18 protein-coding genes and 1 riboswitch are annotated in these 17,801 nt (G+C 62.6%); of the genes, 12 read left to right on the forward strand and 6 right to left on the reverse strand.

Translation table 11 applies throughout. The features are described 5' to 3' along the window. Positions 1-2 precede the first annotated feature (2 nt). Together QMK33_RS05925 and QMK33_RS05930 are read right to left on the reverse strand one after the other, a co-directional pair. Positions 3-1,028, reverse strand: coding sequence for an FAD binding domain-containing protein (locus QMK33_RS05925; RefSeq protein WP_283563642.1), 1,026 nt, complete (start codon positions 1,026-1,028; stop codon positions 3-5). A gap of 129 nt (positions 1,029-1,157) precedes the next feature. After that, a complete protein-coding gene (locus QMK33_RS05930) occupies positions 1,158-1,736 on the reverse strand; it encodes a (2Fe-2S)-binding protein (protein WP_283563643.1) in 579 nt (192 codons plus the stop codon). 383 nt (positions 1,737-2,119) lie between these two features. Continuing rightward, positions 2,120-2,238: riboswitch (SAM riboswitch) on the forward strand. 143 nt (positions 2,239-2,381) lie between these two features. Here QMK33_RS05930 and QMK33_RS05935 point away from each other — a divergent pair. Both QMK33_RS05935 and QMK33_RS05940 read left to right on the forward strand, forming a co-directional pair. Beyond that, positions 2,382-3,611 carry a homoserine dehydrogenase gene (locus QMK33_RS05935; RefSeq protein WP_283563644.1) on the forward strand — a complete coding sequence of 410 codons (1,230 nt, stop codon included), beginning with the start codon at positions 2,382-2,384 and terminating at the stop codon, positions 3,609-3,611. A 167-nt stretch (positions 3,612-3,778) separates the two neighbouring features. Continuing rightward, the gene (locus tag QMK33_RS05940; protein WP_283563645.1) at positions 3,779-4,813 is read left to right on the forward strand and encodes a Gfo/Idh/MocA family protein; all 1,035 of its coding nucleotides are present in this window, start codon (positions 3,779-3,781) and stop codon (positions 4,811-4,813) included. 112 nt (positions 4,814-4,925) lie between these two features. Here QMK33_RS05940 and QMK33_RS05945 read toward each other — a convergent pair whose 3' ends face one another. Further along, the gene (locus QMK33_RS05945; RefSeq protein ID WP_283563646.1) at positions 4,926-5,204 is read right to left on the reverse strand and encodes a GNAT family N-acetyltransferase; all 279 of its coding nucleotides are present in this window, start codon (positions 5,202-5,204) and stop codon (positions 4,926-4,928) included. A gap of 178 nt (positions 5,205-5,382) precedes the next feature. Here QMK33_RS05945 and QMK33_RS05950 point away from each other — a divergent pair, with 178 nt between their 5' ends. The 5 genes from QMK33_RS05950 (at position 5,383) to QMK33_RS05970 (ending at position 10,559) form a co-directional block, all read left to right on the forward strand. Beyond that, entirely contained in the window at positions 5,383-5,820 is a 438-nt protein-coding gene (locus tag QMK33_RS05950) for a hypothetical protein (protein WP_283563647.1), read from the forward strand. A gap of 6 nt (positions 5,821-5,826) precedes the next feature. After that, a complete protein-coding gene (locus tag QMK33_RS05955) occupies positions 5,827-6,177 on the forward strand; it encodes a hypothetical protein (protein WP_283563648.1) in 351 nt (116 codons plus the stop codon). Positions 6,178-6,290: 113 nt separating this feature from the next. Beyond that, a complete protein-coding gene (locus QMK33_RS05960) occupies positions 6,291-7,025 on the forward strand; it encodes a hypothetical protein (protein ID WP_283563649.1) in 735 nt (244 codons plus the stop codon). A 10-nt stretch (positions 7,026-7,035) separates the two neighbouring features. Further along, on the forward strand, positions 7,036-7,593 hold the full coding sequence (locus QMK33_RS05965) for a hypothetical protein (protein WP_283563650.1): 558 nt from the start codon (positions 7,036-7,038) through the stop codon (positions 7,591-7,593). 143 nt (positions 7,594-7,736) lie between these two features. Continuing rightward, a complete protein-coding gene (locus QMK33_RS05970) occupies positions 7,737-10,559 on the forward strand; it encodes a S8 family peptidase (protein ID WP_283563651.1) in 2,823 nt (940 codons plus the stop codon). 124 nt (positions 10,560-10,683) lie between these two features. Here the strand turns inward: QMK33_RS05970 and QMK33_RS05975 are convergent, their stop codons facing one another. Further along, a complete protein-coding gene (locus QMK33_RS05975) occupies positions 10,684-11,664 on the reverse strand; it encodes a type VI secretion system baseplate subunit TssG (protein ID WP_283563652.1) in 981 nt (326 codons plus the stop codon). A 286-nt stretch (positions 11,665-11,950) separates the two neighbouring features. Here QMK33_RS05975 and QMK33_RS05980 point away from each other — a divergent pair, with 286 nt between their 5' ends. Genes QMK33_RS05980 through QMK33_RS05990 form a run of 3 tightly spaced genes read left to right on the forward strand, consistent with a single transcriptional unit; the run spans position 11,951 to position 14,899 of the window. Beyond that, positions 11,951-12,706: a TssN family type VI secretion system protein gene (locus QMK33_RS05980; protein WP_283563653.1), complete on the forward strand. Its 756-nt coding sequence runs from the start codon at positions 11,951-11,953 to the stop codon at positions 12,704-12,706. A gap of 48 nt (positions 12,707-12,754) precedes the next feature. Continuing rightward, positions 12,755-13,996, forward strand: coding sequence for a hypothetical protein (locus QMK33_RS05985; RefSeq protein WP_283563654.1), 1,242 nt, complete (start codon positions 12,755-12,757; stop codon positions 13,994-13,996). Positions 13,997-14,035: 39 nt separating this feature from the next. Further along, the gene (locus QMK33_RS05990) at positions 14,036-14,899 is read left to right on the forward strand and encodes a hypothetical protein (protein ID WP_283563655.1); all 864 of its coding nucleotides are present in this window, start codon (positions 14,036-14,038) and stop codon (positions 14,897-14,899) included. A 299-nt stretch (positions 14,900-15,198) separates the two neighbouring features. Here the strand turns inward: QMK33_RS05990 and tssD (QMK33_RS05995) are convergent, their stop codons facing one another. Next, positions 15,199-15,609: a type VI secretion system tube protein TssD gene (tssD, locus tag QMK33_RS05995; RefSeq protein WP_283563656.1), complete on the reverse strand. Its 411-nt coding sequence runs from the start codon at positions 15,607-15,609 to the stop codon at positions 15,199-15,201. 55 nt (positions 15,610-15,664) lie between these two features. Then, positions 15,665-16,063 (reverse strand): type VI secretion system tube protein TssD, encoded by a 399-nt coding sequence (gene tssD, locus QMK33_RS06000; protein ID WP_283563657.1) that lies wholly within the window; start codon positions 16,061-16,063, stop codon positions 15,665-15,667. A gap of 270 nt (positions 16,064-16,333) precedes the next feature. Between tssD (QMK33_RS06000) and QMK33_RS06005 the strand changes: the two genes are divergently transcribed. Further along, on the forward strand, positions 16,334-17,371 hold the full coding sequence (locus QMK33_RS06005) for a hypothetical protein (protein WP_283563658.1): 1,038 nt from the start codon (positions 16,334-16,336) through the stop codon (positions 17,369-17,371). Next, positions 17,368-17,787 (forward strand): hypothetical protein, encoded by a 420-nt coding sequence (locus tag QMK33_RS06010; RefSeq protein ID WP_283563659.1) that lies wholly within the window; start codon positions 17,368-17,370, stop codon positions 17,785-17,787. Before QMK33_RS06005 ends, QMK33_RS06010 begins: the two co-directional genes overlap by 4 nt. Positions 17,788-17,801: the final 14 nt, after the last annotated feature.

The following is a 17,801-nucleotide window of genomic DNA, read 5'->3' on the forward strand; positions in this document are numbered from 1 at the left end:
AATTACGGATTGGAATTCAGGAATGCGTTGGAATCGAGGGGCTGGCTCATCTCGGTGGCCTGCTTGAGGGCGCGCACGATGGCGCGCTTGCCCAGCTCGATTTTGAAGGAGTTGAACTCGTAGCCCTTGGCCGACGCAAACACCTTGGCCGCCACCTGCCGAAACAGGTCGGGTGAGGCCGGCTGGCCTTCCAGCAGCTGCTCGGCCGCCGGGTCGCGCCAGGGCTTGTGGGCCACGCCGCCCAGGGCAAAGCGCGCCTTCTTAATCGTGTTGCCCTCCATTTCGAGGCCCACCGCCACGCTCACCAGCGCAAAAGCGTAGCTGCTGCGGTCGCGCAGCTTGAGGTAGGTAAAGTTGCTGGCGTAGCCCTGCGCCGGCAGGTCGATGGCCGTTACCAACTCGCCGGCTTTCAGCGTGTTATCAAACTGGGGTGTATTGCCCGGCAGGCGGTGAAAATCTTCAAACTTGATGCTGCGCTCGCCATCTGGCCCCTGCACGCGCACCACGGCCTCCAGGGCGGCCAGGGCCACGCACATATCCGAAGGGTGGGTGGCAATGCAGCTCTCGCTGGTGCCCAGCACGCCGCACACGCGGTTTTGGCCGTGCAGGGCCGCGCAGCCGCTGCCCGGCTCGCGCTTGTTGCAGGGCGTGGCCAGGTCGGAGAAGTAGTAGCAGCGCGTGCGCTGCAGCAGGTTGCCGCCGTCGGTGGCCATGTTGCGCAGCTGCGGCGTGGCCCCGGCCAGGATGGTCTGGCTCAGCAGCGGGTAGCGCTTTTCCACCTCGGGGTGCCAGGCGGTGTCGGCGTTGGTGGCCAGCGCACCCAGGCGCAGGCCGCCCTCGGGCAGGCTGCTGATGTCGCCCAAGGGCAGGTGGCCCAGGCTGGTGAGGTGGGTGGGGCGGGCCACGTTTTCCTTCATCAGGTCGATGAGGTTGGTGCCGCCGCCCAGGTAGGCCGCGCCGGCGTGGCCGGCAAAGTCGCGCACGGCCTCGTCGGCGGCCGCCGCTTGGGTAAGGGTGAAACTGTTCATGTGTTAGCTGTTAGCTGCTGGCTAGTAGCTTTTTTTGCTACTAGCTGGTGGCTTGATGAGGTATTATGCTGAAAGACAGCGTGTCGCCAGCCGATAGCTAGCAGCTAGCGGCTGACAGCTAATAGCTTATTAAATGGCTTTGGTGGGCTGCATGGGGATGGTAACCAGCGTGCCGTTATCAACCACTACCTGGCCGTCGTGCAGCACTTCCATCACCGCCGATAGGATGTTGGTGTAGGCGCCGCAGCGGCAGAGGTTGCCGCTCATTAGCTCGCGCACCTCGTCTGCGGTTTTGGCGCGGCCCTCGTTGATAAGGCCCTGCGCCGAGCAAATTTGCCCCGGCGTGCAGTAGCCGCACTGAAAGGCGTCGTGGTCGATAAACGCCTGCTGCAAGGGCGAAAGGTTATCCTCGCCACCAATGCCCTCGATGGTAGTGATTTGCTTGCCCTGGTACACCGTGGCCAGCGCCAGGCACGAGTTAATGCGCTTACCGTCAACCAGTACCGTGCAAGCCCCGCACTGGCCGTGGTCGCAGCCCTTTTTGGTGCCGGTCAGGTCCAGGTACTCGCGCAGGGCGTCGAGCAGGCTGGTCCAGGGCGCAAGCTGGATGGTGCGGTCTTCGCCGTTGATGTGCAGTGTTACGGCCTGGGCGGGCGCGAGGGCCGGGGCGGGCGGGCCCAGCGGCGCCTGAATAAATGGTGAGCTCATAAAGCGGTAAGTAGAAGGGAAGAAGGAAATCGTAAAGGCTGGCCGTGGCTAGTATCTTAAGATTGCCTTAAATTCTACGTGCCCGGCATCACTTTTGATGTTTTTAGTAGTTCTAAATAAGCCTTTTTACTTTACCTCCGGCCGCATATGAGCTTGAGTGCTAGCAAGTGTTTAAGCCCAAAGCTGCAAGCGGGCCGATGTGAATTGCTGGAAAATACCCGGGTAGCGCAATTAAAGTAAGGCGTTATATATCAACGGATACAGCGTAGGATTTCGGCCTTAGGCAGGGCAAGCCGGCGCGCTGGCAGTACCGGCTGCCGCCACGCCAGTAGCGTGGGCGCGGCGTTCGCCGCCTACCTTTGCGGCACGCTCCGTCACCGGGGCCCTTATCAAGAAAGGCGGAGGGACAGGCCCTGTGATGCCTTAGCAACCAGCAGCGATGCGAAGGTGCTAATTCCTGTTTCGAGACGCCGCTCTGGCCTGTTTCGGGAGCAGATAAGTTATGAGTAGCCAGCACCGCCCTAGCGGCCGCGCAGCTCTTCTGACTGGTCGGAAGGGCTTTTTTTGGCTCTTGCGGCGAGAATTTTTTTGAGAGAGGGTAGGGGAGGCGGCGCGCGTTTCAGCGTCCATTCCAACTCATTTTTCATGACTCGTACCGACCTCAACATTGGTCTTTTTGGCTTTGGCGTGGTGGGCCAGGGCCTGCACGCTGTGCTGGCCCGCACGCCCGGCCTGCGCGCCCGCATCGGCCGCATCGCCGTGAAAAACCGCGATAAACCCCGCTCGCTGCCCGCCGAGCTGTTCACGTTCGACAAAAACGACCTGCTCGACGACCCCACGCTCACCGTGATTGTGGAGCTGATTGACGACGCCGACGAGGCCTACCTCATTGTGAAGGAGGCCCTGCGGCGCGGCAAAGCCGTAGTAACGGCCAACAAAAAGATGCTGGCCGAGCACTTGCCCGAACTTATTGAAATTCAGCAAACTACCGGTACGCCGTTGCTCTACGAGTCGGCGGCCTGCGCCAGCCTGCCCGTTATCCGCAACCTGGAAGAGTACTACGACACCGACCTGCTGGAGTCGGTAGAAGGCATCGTGAACGGCTCGACCAACTACATTCTCACGGCCATGCACCGCGACGGCCAGCCCTACGCCGCCGCCCTGGCCAAGGCCCAGGAGCTGGGCTTTGCCGAGAGCAACCCCGCCCTCGATGTGGAGGGCCTCGACGCCCGCAACAAGCTGGTGCTGCTGCTGGCCCACGCTTTCGGCCTGGTGGTGGCCCCCACCGAGTTGCTGACGGTGGGCATCACCAGTATCAGCCCGCTGGCCACGGCCTATGCCCGCGAGCAGGGGCTGGTGCTCAAGCTGGTAGCCGAGGCGCGGCGGCTGCCGGGTGGCGGGCTGGCGGCGGCGGTGCTGCCCACGCTGGTGCGCCCCGGCCACGAGCTGGCGCAGGTGCACGACGAGTTCAACGGCATCATCACCCAGAGCGGTTTTGCCGACCGGCAGTTCTTTCTGGGGCGCGGGGCGGGGGCGTTTCCCACGGCCTCGGCAGTGCTCAGCGACCTCTCGGCCCTCACCTATGGCTATCGCTACGCCTACAAAAAAATTCAGCAAAACGCCCACCTCGCCCTCACCCCCGACGCGGCCGAGGTTGATGTGCTGGTGACGTTTGAGGAAGAAAATGGTGCGCCCGATGTGAGCGACTTTACGGCCGTGCACGAGGAGTTTCGCTCCGGCACGCGGGGCAACTACCTCACGGGCAGCATCGGGCTGGGCCAGCTGGCGCGCTCGGTGTGGCTGCGGGCCCCCGGCGTGTGCGTGGTGCGGCTGGCCGCGCCGCTGCGAGAGATAAAGCACCTGTCTGATTTGTAAATAATTTGAAAATCAGGTACTTATAACTAAATAGGCTGGTGCCGGCGCGGGCGCCGCAACCCTGGCTGCCCGCCCGCCCCGCCCGCCAGCCTGGCTGCCGGTGGTGCCGGCCGTGCCGGCGGGCGGCGGCGCTTTTGCCCGGCTCTGCCCGCCGGCTATATTTGGGCATGACGCTTTCTTCCTCCAATTCGCCCATCGCTACCGGTTTGCTGGCCTACGGTATGTCGGGCAAGCTTTTTCACGCGCCTTTTCTGGCCCTGCACCCCGGCTTCGAGCTGCGCTCGGTGGTGGAGCGCCACCAGCAGCGCATGGCCGCCGACTACCCGCTCATTGGCAGCCAGCCCAGCACCGCCGCCCTGCTCGCCGACCCCACCCTGGAGCTGGTGGTGGTGAATACCCCCAACGACACCCACTACGACCTCACCCGCCAGGCCCTGCTGGCTGGCAAGCATGTGCTGGTCGAAAAGCCCGTGGCTACCTCCGTGGCCCAGTGGCACGCGCTCACGGCCCTGGCCCGCCAGCAGGGCCGCCACCTGCTGGCCTACCAAAACCGCCGCTGGGACACCGACTTCGCCGCCGTGCGCCGCGTGGTGGAGAGCGGGCAGCTGGGCCGCCTCATCGAGGTGCATTTTCGCTTCGACCGCTTCCGACCTGTCCTGCACACCAAGATTTTTAAGGAGGATGGCCGCCCCGGCTCGGGCCTGCTCTACGACCTGGGGCCGCACCTGCTCGACCAGGCTATTAGCTTGTTTGGCAAGCCGTTATCATTTGAGAAAACCACCGGTAGCTTTCGCCATGGCTCGCAGGTAACCGACTGCTTCACGCTGCAATTGCGCTACCCGCAGGGCCTCACCGTGTGGCTGAGCGGCAGCCTGCTCGTGGCCGACCCCGGCCCCGCCTTCGTGCTGCACGGCACCCAGGGCAGCTACCAAAAGGGCCGCACCGACCCCCAGGAAGCCCAGCTGCTGGCCGGCATGCGCCCCAACGACCCCGCCTACGGCCGCGAGCGCGCCGACCAGGCCGGCCGCCTCGTGCTGGCCGACCCGGCCGGCCACAACCACGTGCTGCCCCCCGTGGCCGACCCAGCTGCGCCCGCCACGTTTATGGAGTTGTTTGAGGCTGTTTATCAGACCATTCACCACGGCCAGCCTTATCCCATTAAGAATGAAGAGTTGGAATGGCAGCTGGAAGTGCTGGCGTAGGGTAAGCGGTAGCGTGGAATCTGTGAGTCCGCGCGTGGGTTCAGTGAACAACGTTTCACAACGTGCCCACGCGCGGACTCGCAGAGTTCACGCTGCCTTACCAAATGCGCAGTTACTTATCCAGTAAGTCGCTGTATTTCGACTCATTGCGCTGCACGTAGCCGGCCATAAACTCGCAGCTGGTGCGCACGCGCAGCTGGTGCTGGCGGGCATAGGCCAGGGCGGTTTCGGCCAGCTCCTCGGCAATGCCCTGGCCGCGCTGGGCCTCGGGCACGAAGGTGTGCACGAAGTCGATGACGCCCGCCGCGGGCAGCGAGTAGGCCAGCTCGGCTTGGTTATCAATGGGGCCACTGGTAAATGATTGACTGCTAGTGCTATGTTGAACAGACATGGAAGAGGTGGAAAAAGAAAGCAAGAAAAGATACCGCCTCCTATACGGAGCCGCGCCAAAAAATGCGGGGCCGCCGCGCCGCTAATAGCAACGCGAAACCGAAAAGTGGAGTAAACACCTCCGTAGCCGGCCGGGCCCGCCCGCTGGCTCTCTTCCGAACTCCATTCCCTCCCTCCCCATGAATCCTAGTATCGCTTTCAACTCCGACGAAGACGACCAACTGCCCGCTGGCCAGCAAGCCCGCGCCGAGGATGCCCACCTGAACCCCAACGACCCCGCCCGCCACGCCGAGGCCGGCACGCCCGCCTACGGCGAGTTTGGCAAGCCCGAAAACGTGGACGCCGCTCAAAAGCCCGGCCGCGACGGCTCCAACGATAACCCCGACGAGTTCAGTGAGCTGCGCGACCCCGAGGACGCCAACCAAGCCCCCGCCAAGCCCGAAGACCAGCGCGGCCACGTAGAGCAAAACCAGGACCCCCACGGCGTACGCGCCGCGCAGGATGCCGAAGCCGACGAGCAGCGCGCCGCCTGGGCCGACGATGACCCTCGCTACGCCGGCGGCAAGCCTAAGGCCACCTGGCAGGAGAACAACGACAAGGAACACTCTAATAAATAGTACACTATGGCCTCTATTCCGCAAGTAGCTCCCGGCAACGACCTCAATGGTAAAAACGCCGCCCAGCCCAAAAACGAAGACACGAAAGACGCTCGCACCGCCACCGAAAAGGAGTCGGACAGCTTCCTGAACCGCGAAACGGCCGGCCAGGTATTCGACGAGAATACCGGCCAGCAAATGGCCGATATGATGGACGACTCGATGCGCTCGGATATGCAGGCCCCCATGGGCTCGGCCCCCGCTTCGGCCGAAAACGTGCCCGAGCAGCTCTCCAACCCCAGCGAAGCCAGCTTCACCCTCCCCGAAATGCAGCACCAGGGCAAAACCCTGACTGCGGAAGAGGACGAAGCTAAGTAATTGATTATTAGCAAGTTGAAAAGCCCGAAGTTGAAAAGCTGCGGGCTTTTTTGTGCATTAGGAGTTCGAATAGCATCTGCTTAAAAGGCAACATCAACTGCCTGGCTACTCCTATGTTTATTCCGCGCCGGGTGCGTCGCCGTTTGCTGTTGCCGCCGGGCTGGGTGGCGCTCGGTTTTTTGCTGCTGCTGGGCTGCCAGGCGCTGCGGCAGTGGCAGGCGCAGCTGAAGCAGTGGCGTTTTATACCGATTACAGTACCCGCCCGGCTCATCAACCAGCTCTATACCTGGAATGCTATCGTCTATCAGCCTGTAAGCAAGCTAAATACCCTTCGGCCCTGGCATGATATAACATTCAAAGGCCGCGAGTTGCCGGACTTCTTCAGCGCGGCGGCCACCGAGTCGGCTATTCGCCAGGTTATGGCCGACTCCGGCCACGCGGGCGGGGTGCGTGTGCGCTTTTGGCCTGGCGCAACGTATGCCAATCTGGTAAAGGTTTTGAACATTATGAACTATACCAACCAGAAAAAACACTGGCTGGATATTCGCCAGCAGCCGCTGACACTTTATGCGATTACGGATAAGCTTCTACCCGTTAAGCCAGCGCTAGTAGCTGACCTCAAGCCAATTAATTGTGCAACAGGATATTATCAAGTAGAGAATAGTGGAATAGGAGTTGGTTTCCAAAAAATAGTATCCGGCCTTTGGCAAAAGTCACGGCCCCTGTGGCGGCAGGTTTGGTTGCTGCCAGTCGCCCTGCTTTTCCTGCTTGGCGTTTTAAATTCGGTGCACTTGTTGCGCCTCAGAACCGGCTGTCGCAACTCCTTATTCACCCCACGTAAACCCTGAACCTTCAAACTTGTCCACCCTGCCACCCGCCCTGCGCCGCGCCCTGCTCGACCTTCCTCAGAAGGAAAAAGACCAGCTGCTCACCCGCCTCGTAGCCCAGGATGCGGTGCTGGCCGAGCAGCTGGCCTACCGCCTGCTCGAAGGCCCCGATGCCCTCGAAACCCGCCGCGCCGCCCTGCGCCAGCAGGTAGACGACCCCGTGCGCGGCTACCACCAAACGCCCAACGACCTGCTCGCTATCCTGCGGCAGCTGCAAGCGCGGCTGGCCTACCACGCCCGCATCACGCACGACGCGTTTGGCGAAGTGGAGCTGGGCCTGCGCCTGCTGGCCAACGTGTTTCGACACCAGCCGGCGCTGGTGGCGCGGCTGCACGGCCCCACCCAGCCGCTGCTGCAACACCTGGTGCGCCGCACCCAGGAAGCCCTGAAGCAAGCCGAAAAGCTGCACCCCGACTACCACCTGGAGCTGGCCGACGCCGCCAATGCGGTGCTGGCGGGCCTGTTTGCCGCGGGGGCGGCCCCGCTGGCGCGTGAGGCCGGCCTGCCGGCCCACGTGGCGTGGGGGTGAGGCGCAACCTTACTTGGATAGGAGGGGGCTTTAAATTATCCACAAAAAACGGTGGTCCAAGGACAAGGCACGCCGTTTTTTCGTAGGTGAGGAAGGGCTGTTTCTTACCTTTACCCAAAGGCTGTTATTTCGCTTGTTAACTTATGAAAATAGTGCGTACGCTAGTATGGGTCAGCTGTTTGCTATTGGCTTTGCCGGGGCTGGCTGCGCCGCCTACGCGGCCGGGTAAGCTAGTGCTGAAGCTGCGGGCCAGCACCAACCCGCTGGCCGCCGACCTTAGCGCCTTGCTGCCCGCGCTGGTTGCGTTGCAGGCCACTGACCTGGCGCAGAAGTTTCCGCACAGCGCCCTGCCCAGCCCCGAGCGCCCGGGTAGCGTAGACCTGCGCCGCGTGTACGAGCTGACGGTGCCAACCGGCTTAACGCTGACCAAGGCCCGTACAATGCTGCTAGCCACGGGGATTGTGGAATATGTGGAGCCGCTCTACCTGCGCATGCCCCAGTACCAGCCCAACGACCCACGGGCCGACTCGCTGGCCGGCTACAATGAGTACCACCTGCGCCTCACCCAGGCCTACCGCGCCTGGGACTTCACGAAGGGCGACACCAGCGTGGTAATCGGCGTGACCGATACCGGCATTCGCTACACCCACGAAGACTTGGTTGGGCAAGTGAAATACAACTACGCCGACCCCGTCAACGGGCTGGATGATGACGGCGACGGCTACATAGATAACTTTCGCGGATGGGATTTTTCCAATAATAACAACGACCCGTTTTATAACGCCTTCGTTGGGCACGGCTCGCAGGTATCGGGCATTGTGGCGGGGGCCACCGACAATGGCAAGGGCATAGCGGGCGTCGGGTTTAAGTGCAAGTTTCTGCCTTTGCAAATATTTCCGGGTACTACTACGGGCTCGTTTGCGGGCTACGAGGCGGTGGTGTACGCCGCCGACCACAACTGCCGGGTCATTAATATGTCGTGGGGCGGGGCGGGCGGTTATTCGCGCTTCGAGCAGGATGTGTGCACCTACGCCGCCGTGAACCACGACGTGGTGCTGGTAGCGGCGGCCGGCAACACGCCCGGCGACCTGCTTTTTTACCCCGCTTCCTACGACCACGTGCTCTCGGTGGCCGCCACTGATGAGGCCGATGCCAAAGCTGATTTTTCTGCTTATAGCCGCCGCATAGATTTGTCGGCGCCGGGTACCAACATCATCATCGTTAATGGCCGGCTTAGCAGCTCATACGCCGGCCCGCCCGATGCCGACTACTGGGTGGGTTCGGGCACGTCGTTTGCCTCGCCACAGGTGGCGGGCGCGGCGGCCCTGGTGCGCAGCCGCTTTCCGCAACTTACTGCCGAGCAGGTAGTTGCCCAGCTGCGCCAGGCAGCCGATACCAGCATCTACACCCTGCCCGCCAACCAGGGCTACCGGGGCTACCTGGGCACCGGCCGCCTCAACATTGCCCGGGCAGTAGCTGCCCTTAACCAGCGCGAGGCGCGGGTGGTAACCAGCGCCTTTGCCCCGGCCAAGCCGTTTGGCTACGCCCCCGGCGACACCGTGCGGCTGGCCGCTACCGTGCGCAATCTGCTGCTGCCGGTGGCCGGGCTCACCGTCACGCTCACCTCGCTTTCGCCCTACCTCACGGTGCGGCAGGGTGGCTTTGCGGTGGGCAGCCTGGCCACGCTGGCCGAGGCCAGCAACGGGGCCGCGCCGTTTCGGCTGGCGGTGGCCAGCAACGTGCCGCCCAGCACCAAAGCCACGTTGCGCTACCATTTTTCGGGCGCAAATAACTATCAATCAGACCAATATGTGGAGCTGTTGCTTAACCCCGATTTTGTGCAGCTCGACGCCGGTAATATCAGCGTGAGCGTGAGTAGCCGGGGCAACCTGGCCTACGACGACGTAACCGGGGCGGTGGGCCGCGGCTTCAGCTACCGGGGCAGCACCCCGATGCTCAGCGAAGGCGGCCTGCTGCTGGCCACTACCCCCACCCGCGTGGCCACCCACCTGCGCAGCAGCTCCGGCGCGGTGCAGCAGTCGTTTTTTGCCCTCGCCCAAATACAAAAGCTAACCCCCGGCCCCCGCGCCGACCAGGAGGCCCGCGGCACCTTTCGCGACTCCCTGCCTGACCCGCAAAAGCCGCGCTCGGTGGGCGTGCGCGTGCGTCAGCACGGCCAAAGCTGGGCGGCCCCGGCAGCCCGCCGCAATTTTATTCTGCTCGATTATTCGCTGCGCAACCTCACCGCCGATACGCTCAAGCCCCTCTACGCCGGCCTGTTTGCCGACTGGGACCTGCCCGGCGATGCCGCCCGCAACGTAGCCCGCTGGGACTCCGTGAACCGCATGGGCTACTGCTACGACCCGCTCACGCCGCAGGTATACGCGGGGGTGCAGGTGCTGGGCCCCCGCCCGGCCGGGGTGTACTCTATTGATAATAGCGCGCCGGCTGGCACGCCCATCTACTTTGCCGACGGCTTCAGCCCCGCCGAAAAATACCTGGCCCTGAGCGGCGGCTTTGGCCGGGCGCACCGCAGCGTGGGTACCGACACGCAGGGCACCGATGCCTCGCAGGTAGTGAGCACCCTGGTGCCCTGCCTGGCCCCCGGCGACTCGGCCACCGTGGCCTTTGCGGTGCTGGCCGCCCCCACGCTGGCCGAGCTGCAAGCCACCGCCCAGGCTGCCACGGCCGCCTACCAGCAGCAGCAAGTGCTGGCGGCGGCCCCAGTGGCGGCGGGTACTACCTGGCAGCTATTCCCTAACCCAACTACTGGCCTGGTAAACATTGTGTTACCCACTAAGCTTGGTGCCGCTGCGGCGCAGGTGCTCGATGCCCTGGGCCGGCCCGTAGCCACGGTGGCGCTGCCCAGCGGCGGCGGCCTGCTGAGCCTGCAAGCCCTGGCCCCCGGCCTGTACGTGGTGCGCATACTCGGCACGAGCCTATTGCAGCGCGTGGTGCGCGAGTAGCTGCGAAGTAGGTTTAGCTACACGGGTTTGAAAACGGCACCAAAAGCGGCGGCCCTTGCCTGAGCCACTGCTGAACAAGCAATTAGCTCAGGCAAGGGCCGCCGCTTTTAGTGCCGAATGCAGGCTAAATGCCGGCCGTGGTGAAGCCTAGCACGGGGGTTTCTTCGCCGGTGCCCAGCCGGAAGGAAGGCTCGGCGGCGGCCATTTCGTAGCGCAGCACAATGTCCGTTTCGAAGGCCACGAAGTATTCGCAAAGCATAGCCAGTGCTTTGGCCGGCCACTCGCCGGCCAGGTAGGCCTCCAGGGCGGGCACCGACAGGCCGAGCAAGCTGATTTCGAGGGCCGGCAGGGTTTCCTGGTAGGCCCCGCCCAGCACCAGGTCGTGGCCCAGCGCCACGTGGCCCAGGGTGCCCGCCGCCGGGCCGCCGGTAGGAGCGGAAGGTAGGGGGTGGCGCTGCGGGGCCACCGTGCGCAGCGCCACGGGCTGGCCCAGCACACTTTCGAAGCAGCGCTGCGTACGGGCGAGGTCACCCACTATGCTTTGGGCCAGGGGCAACAGGTACAGCAAGTTGGTGAGGGGGGCGGGGGGCAGGCCGCAGTCGGCAATGCCCCAGAGGTGCGCCAGCACCTCATTGTACCAGGTGGGAGAGAGGCTGGTGAAGTAGCGGCGCTCTTCTTGCTCGATGCGCACCCGGCACCGAAAAAACTCCTGCTCGAAAGGCAGAAAAAACTGCCGGGTAGCCTTCTCTTTGCGGCGCTGCACCTGGCTGTCCTCCACCATGGCGCGCACGCCGGGGGGCGCGTCGGGCGTGGCGCTGCCCGGCTGGTGAAACACCTGCTGCGGCAGGGCGTCGTAGAGGCCCTCGCGGTGCAGGTCGAGCACGGTGCGCACCACGGGCCGGCCGCTGCGCACAAACTCTTCGTCGTGCACGGCCCCCAGGTCGCGGCGGTAGCGGCGGGCAAACAGCCCCACGGGCCGCACCAGAAAATCGTCGAACGCGTACCCGTAGCTCAGCAGTTCGGCCAAAATTACTTCGAGGCGCAGGTCGAGCGGCTGGCGGCTGAGGGTGGCCAGCAGCTGGCGAACGGAGGTGGTTGGTGGCACGGCAAAAGCTAGGGCAAGTGAGGCAGCGGGCCCGCCCCAACGCGTACGGGGCCGGCGGCCCCAAGTTAGGCGGCCCAATTCGATATTGGCCCGCAGGCACCCCTGGGCCAGAATTTTCCGTACCTTGGGCAGCCGGCCCCTGCTGGGTGCCCTGGCCGCCCGCTGCCGTTCGCTAGCCGCTCTCCGAATGCTCCCAAATCCTACTTCTCAGGCCCGTACGGCCGCTTCCAGTGCTTTATCCAATTCGGCTTCTAGAATTCAGAATAGCAAGCCTTTTATTAGCGGAATGCTCTATGTGTTGGGCACCGTGCTGGCGTTTGGGCTGCTGGGGCTGGCGGCTGTGCGCAGCCCGTGGCCGTTTCCGCTCACGTTTGGCTTGTTGCAGCTGGCCGTGGTGCTGCTCGGGTGGCTCTACGCCGCCCAGCTGCCCAGCTGGCTAAGCTGGTATAACCCTCAGCGCCGGGCCCAAGGAGCTCTGATACTGTTGGTTACGGCTTTCGTAGGGGCGGCGGCCATTTTTGCACTGCGCTGGGTGCCGTGGGCCAAAAGCCAGCTGCCTTCCACTAGCTTTATGATGGCGGTAGTGCCGTTTTTATTGCCCTTCTTTTTCTGGGAATCGTACCGGGCGTGGCTGGCTATTCCGCACCGGCAGTATAAGCTGTGGCACTACAACCCGCTGGCTGCCAGCCCCGACCTGTCGCGCATGGACCTCAACAACTTCATGGTGGTGCACTTCTGGATGACGCGCCGCCACGGCGAAGCCCTCTACTACGACTTCTCCTCCAAGGCCCCCTTCCAGATGCGGGTGGGCGACTTGTTTGCCATTTTCCTCACCGACTACAACGCGCTCAAGCCCGACCAGGCCCTGCAATACGTAGACGGCCAGGGCCAGCCCTTCGGGTGGCTGTTCTACGCCAAGCGCTCGTGGTGGCACCGCCGGCACTACTACAACCCCGACTTCACCTTTCAGGACAATTTCCTGCGGCAGGGCAGCATTTTGGTGGCCCAGCGCGTGCCGGTGCCCCCGGCCGCCCAGGCTTAGGGCGGGCCGCCGGGGGTGCACTTTACTTTCGCTTCTACATTTGCGTCTATGATTCCTGAAATTAAGTATTATCCGGTGAATTGGGTGGATGGGATGAAAATTTCCCGCCTCCAATTTGCGGAGACTGAGCGTTTCACCACCGACCACCTGCGCGATGCCATCGCCCTGCACCTGCGCCCCGATTACTACGGCCTGCTGCCCGCCACCAACGAGCTGGGCAGCCCCGCCTCTTTCGAGCTGCTGCTGAGCGTTGATGCCCAAAGTGGCGTGCAGGCCCGCCTCACGCAGTGCCGGGCCATTACGGCCGGCGGGGCCCGCATCGAAATCACCCCCAGCGCGCAGCCCCTTACGGCGGCCAGTAGCCTGCCCCAGCTGCTAGCGGCCTTCGGCCTCACGGCTACCGAAGGCCTGCGCTTTAGCGTGGTGCTCACCGTTAATCCCTTCGAGCGGGTGCCTACCGGCGCGCCGGCCCCTGAGGAGATGCCCCCCCGGCACCCGTACTCGCGCCCCGCCTATGAGCTGAGCTTTGTGCCCACCCAGCAGCTGAGTGGCACGGCCAGCGCGGCCTTTACGCTGGTGGTGGGTGAGCTGCTGTATACGGAGGGCGAGCTGCGGCCCGTGGCGCAGTTTATTCCGCCCAGCACGGCACTGGCTAGCCACCCGGCGTTGCTGCAAGCGCTGCATCAGCTTGATTTTCAGTTAACTGAGCTGGAAACCGATGCCTTCAAAATTATTCACAAAGTGAAGCTGCGCACCGACAAGCGCGGCCCGCTGGCCGACCTCGTGCGCGAGCTGGCCGAGCGCACCGTGTTTGCCCTGGCCCAGCAGCTTACCACGCTGCGGCTGCTGGCCGCTGCCCAGCCCCCCAGCTACCTGCTCGATGCCCTGCTACGCGTGGCCAAGCAAATAAAAACGTCGCTCGACAGCCTCACCGAAGCTGAGCGCGAAGAGCTGCTCAAATACTTCGAGCAGTGGTCCGAAACGCCGCCCGCTGCGTTGCTGGGGGCCTTGCAGGCCGCCGTTACGCTTACCTACAGCCACCAGCTGGTGCACGAGCACCTGCGCCAGCAGCAGCAGCTGTGGCAGCTGCTGGGCCTGGTGTTTCGGCAGCTTAGCCAGCTGGAGTACATTGGGAAAAACCGCGAGGGCTGGCAGCCCTTCATTATCGAAAACCCGGTGGCCCGGTCGCCCGCCGTGGGCTACGTGCCCACGCAGCCGCAGCTGCAAACGCAGCCCGAGTCCGAAACCAACCCCGCCCCCGCGCGCAGCACGCGCTGGAACCCTTTTTAAGCGTCCGTTGCACCGGCCCGTCGCCTCTTCCTTGCCTGCATGAATCCCCTCAACCAACCCGAGCGCCGCACCCGCCTCTGGCAATTTAGCCTGTTATACCTGTTAGCGCTGCTCATTCCGCTGGGTGCCTCCTACTATTTGTTTTCCAATAAAAGCATTGTGGAAGAGAATACCCGGCTCACCAGCGAGTTGGACGTGACGCATAAGGAGCAGGCCCGCTTGGTTATGCAGTTCGATACGCTTACGCACCGCCTGCAAAATATCGACCAGCTCGACCAGCGCATCCTTAGTGAAACCAACCAGCAGGTGAAGAGCAGCCTTGCCCTGCGCAATGAGGAAAACGTAAACGCTATCGGCCTCGGATTAAGTGAATTGAAGCGAGATTCGGCTCAAATGAAGGTGCAAGCGCATCGGCAGCTGGCCCGTAACATACTGCGCGATTTTGACCTGCTGCGCTCTACCCGCAAAACGGTGGATGTGCTAAACCAGAATGTGACCCGCGGCGGCGATGCCGAGAAAAGCAACGCCACGCTGCTCGACCAGCTTGGCCAAGCCCGCCAGCAGGTTATTATGCTGCAAGCCGCCTTAGCCAACTGCTCCAAAGCGCCGCCACCTATCGTCAACCCGCCCTCCGTGGCTACGCTCAGCACGTCGGCCAAGCTTCAGATAGAGCTGCTGCGCAACCAGGTAGCCTTTGCCGATGCCGATTGCCTGCGCCAGCGCGCCCTCGACAGAAAGCCCCACAGCAAGGACCGCGCTAAGATGCTGGAAGAGTCGCGCACGGCTTTTATCCACATCCTGCAAAACCCCGCTACCGATGACCTGAAGCAGAGCATCGAGAAAACGCTCGAAACCATTAATGTTGAGCTGGGTAAGCCCGCCCGCTTCTTTTTATTTAAATAGGGCTTACGCAAAAGCCCCTTTTGTAGCCCCAGCGAGGTCGTACTCCGCTGGGGCTACAAAAGGGGCTTTTGCGTGAGCCCTGGCAAGGTTTTATGAAAAGCAAAAAGAACGTCATGCTCATCTGGCGTTCTGACGAAACCCTGAACAGGCTCGTCGGCAGCTTCTACTGGGAGTATACCTGTTCGTTCTGAAAACAACTTTTCCCCTCCTTTTCGGAGAGGTTGTCGGCGCACGGGGCGCGCACAGAGAATGAAAAATAAGGAATTAATAATCTTATAATGAGGTAGTTGCAGTATATGTTACTGCGTGGCCTCGGCCCACTGGTTAACATAGGCCACGCCCTGCTTGATGATTCGGCGGGCCACCACGCTTACCACATAGTAGTGCGAGGCTTGCCCCAGGCCGTTGGGCTCAAAATGCTCTTCGTAGCCCACGCAGTAGGCTTCTTCGAGCACCAGCGTGAGCGGCAGCGACACGCCATCGAGGGCCTCAAACACTACCCGCGCCGGCAGAGCCATGTGCGGGCTGAAGGCCCAGGTGGGCAGCAGCACGTCGTGGGGGCGGCTTGCCAGTACCAGGCGCAGTTCGCCGCTGGTGGGTTGTGCATTCACAATGCCCCGGTCGGTGGTTTCCTGGTGCATATGCTGGGTGAGGCTGCGTACGACGTAGTCGGTATCCTGCACCCAAAAAGTAGCGGCGGCGGAATTCATAACAAAAACGACAAAGGAGGAAAAAAGGTACTAATAGCCCAAGCCAGCCAGTGGCTTAGACCGGCCAGTGATTATCGATAACCAGCTCGCTCTCAATATGCAACTGCCGGGCAGTGAGCACTATAGTCATGCTACCCGCAAATTGCCCGTCGCCCCCGGCCGTGAAGTGAAGCTCCTGGCTCACGCACAGCGCATCCACAAACCGCAGGCTGCGGGCCGTACCCAGGCCATCGGGCGCATCGGCCACCAGCAGCCCGCTGAGCTGCTTGCGGGCGTCGGCCATCCAGGCATCGAGCAGCGGGTGTTGCAGCTTATCGATAACCAGGCTGATTTTGCCGGCCAGCACGCTATTTTGCGGCCGGCTCTGGGCATCGGTGAACTGCACAACAGCCCAGTGAAACTCCTGTACTATGAGTTCTTCGCCTTCCAGATACAGCTTGGCCGAATGTGCCATAGTAAAAAATTTGTTTGAGGTAATTCTGAATAAAAGTAGTGCTATTAGGGCGGTTGCCAAGTCTGCTAGGCCCACCAATGGCTAGCTATACCCGTACTACCATCTCAATAAGCCAGCTACCAAACATATGCGCTGCCTAATTGTCAGCCATATTCATGAGCGTTTACGTAACGGATAACAGCGGCGGGGGTTATCTGGTAAAAGCATTAGCTTGCGCTGGGGCACCACCAAGCTTGGGTTGCCGGCACATAGTACTCAACTAGCTACGTAATGATTCCACCATTTATGGCGCGCCGCCCACCGGGAGACGCGCCCACCAAACCAACGCCACCCGCCACCGGCTGGGAGCAGGTGCGCCAGGGAATAGAGGCGGCCCGGCTTTACCAGGCCCTCGACTTGCAGGCCGCCGTGCAGGCCTGGGAGCTAACCCGCCCGGTGCAGCGGCTCACTCCCGTGCGCGCCGCGCGCCAGGATGGCCACCTGGCGTATGTGAAGCGCCAGCATTACGAAACCGCCCTGCATGGGGCGCAGGCCGCCCGCCTGGCGGCCGAAGCACGGGTGCAGTCCCGCATCACCTACGTCAGGACCGGGCCTACGCCCATTGAGCGGGCTATGCGGGAGGCCGCCGTGCGCGACCCCTTCGCCGCCGCCTGGGGGGCCGACCCCCTCAACCGGCAGATAGCCGTATCGGTACTCACCGTAGGAATGGGCCGGGTATTGGCTCCGGCCTCCGCCGGCGTTGCCAGGCTGGCGAGTCGGCTCACGTACGCAAAGGCGCTTCGGGCAGGTGGTGAATTCGGCGTGCGGGCCCTCACTGACGGGGTCATTCAGTTTTTTGGCGGCCTGGCAGCGCACGATGGCAACTTCGAAGAAGCAGTGGGTGAAGTTAACATAACGTCGATGGGGATGGCCGGGCTGCCGGGCGACGGCCTGGGGCATTCCATTCGCAACAATTTGATTAGCAATTCACTGGAGTGGAAGCTTGATTTTAAAGAGGGCACCAAGTTCGAACCCATGACCTTCGACCAGCCGGGCCTGCTGAACTTCGGCCAGAAGGTGGTCATTGGCGTGGGGGTAGACTACGCCACTGGCCGCCTCAATGCCATGGTGCAGCCCGCCCGGGGGGCGTCGTCCTCGGCCATTAAGCGGTCCCTTGACCCCAACACGGTTTGGTTGCATCGGCAGCGCCTGCGGTACCTCAATATTTTTCTAAGGGGCACGGATGGCTTCAAGGTGTCGGGCGAGGCGGGGAGCAACCTGCTCGAAGACCAGATAAAGGCTATTTACAAAACCGATGAGCAACCATGAGCGGGTTTTTAGCGGCCGTGCGGGAGGTATGGTTGGAGGCACCCCTAAAACATACGCTTACCATACTGGGGCTGAGCGCGTTCATTGGCTACGGCTTCTACAACTACTACGTGCGGGGCGGCAAGCTGCGGCGGCACCACCGCTACACCATTGCCACGGTTTACAAAACGCACTGGTCGGTTAAAAGCGGCAAGTTTGCCGATAGCCGCTACCAAGTGCAGGGGCGCGACTACCTGGTGAGTGCCGATGCCGACAAGCTGGCCGGGCAGGAGCTCATCGGCCGGCGGTTTTTGGTAGAATACCATCCCCCCGACCCCACTATTAACGTATTGCTACTGGGGGCCCCCGTGCCCGACAGCCTGGCCACCGCCCCCCCCGATGGGTGGGCCCAGCCGCCCGTTACTATAGTTGAATGAAGGTAGCACGCAGC

It is taken from the genome of Hymenobacter sp. H14-R3 (assembly GCF_030063445.1).
GTDB lineage: Bacteria > Bacteroidota > Bacteroidia > Cytophagales > Hymenobacteraceae > Hymenobacter.

Bases quoted from the DNA above. Each gene is read 5' to 3' on its own strand.
- QMK33_RS05925 (WP_283563642.1), bottom strand. From the start codon at position 1,028: ATGAACAGTTTCACCCTTACCCAAGCGGCGGCCGCCGACGAGGCCGTG.
- QMK33_RS05930 (WP_283563643.1), bottom strand. From the start codon at position 1,736: ATGAGCTCACCATTTATTCAGGCGCCGCTGGGCCCGCCCGCCCCGGCC.
- QMK33_RS05935 (WP_283563644.1), top strand. From the start codon at position 2,382: ATGACTCGTACCGACCTCAACATTGGTCTTTTTGGCTTTGGCGTGGTG.
- QMK33_RS05940 (WP_283563645.1), top strand. From the start codon at position 3,779: ATGACGCTTTCTTCCTCCAATTCGCCCATCGCTACCGGTTTGCTGGCC.
- QMK33_RS05945 (WP_283563646.1), bottom strand. From the start codon at position 5,204: ATGTCTGTTCAACATAGCACTAGCAGTCAATCATTTACCAGTGGCCCC.
- QMK33_RS05950 (WP_283563647.1), top strand. From the start codon at position 5,383: ATGAATCCTAGTATCGCTTTCAACTCCGACGAAGACGACCAACTGCCC.
- QMK33_RS05955 (WP_283563648.1), top strand. From the start codon at position 5,827: ATGGCCTCTATTCCGCAAGTAGCTCCCGGCAACGACCTCAATGGTAAA.
- QMK33_RS05960 (WP_283563649.1), top strand. From the start codon at position 6,291: ATGTTTATTCCGCGCCGGGTGCGTCGCCGTTTGCTGTTGCCGCCGGGC.
- QMK33_RS05970 (WP_283563651.1), top strand. From the start codon at position 7,737: ATGAAAATAGTGCGTACGCTAGTATGGGTCAGCTGTTTGCTATTGGCT.
- QMK33_RS05980 (WP_283563653.1), top strand. From the start codon at position 11,951: ATGCTCTATGTGTTGGGCACCGTGCTGGCGTTTGGGCTGCTGGGGCTG.
- QMK33_RS05985 (WP_283563654.1), top strand. From the start codon at position 12,755: ATGATTCCTGAAATTAAGTATTATCCGGTGAATTGGGTGGATGGGATG.
- QMK33_RS05990 (WP_283563655.1), top strand. From the start codon at position 14,036: ATGAATCCCCTCAACCAACCCGAGCGCCGCACCCGCCTCTGGCAATTT.
- tssD (WP_283563656.1), bottom strand. From the start codon at position 15,609: ATGAATTCCGCCGCCGCTACTTTTTGGGTGCAGGATACCGACTACGTC.
- tssD (WP_283563657.1), bottom strand. From the start codon at position 16,063: ATGGCACATTCGGCCAAGCTGTATCTGGAAGGCGAAGAACTCATAGTA.
- QMK33_RS06005 (WP_283563658.1), top strand. From the start codon at position 16,334: ATGATTCCACCATTTATGGCGCGCCGCCCACCGGGAGACGCGCCCACC.
- QMK33_RS06010 (WP_283563659.1), top strand. From the start codon at position 17,368: ATGAGCGGGTTTTTAGCGGCCGTGCGGGAGGTATGGTTGGAGGCACCC.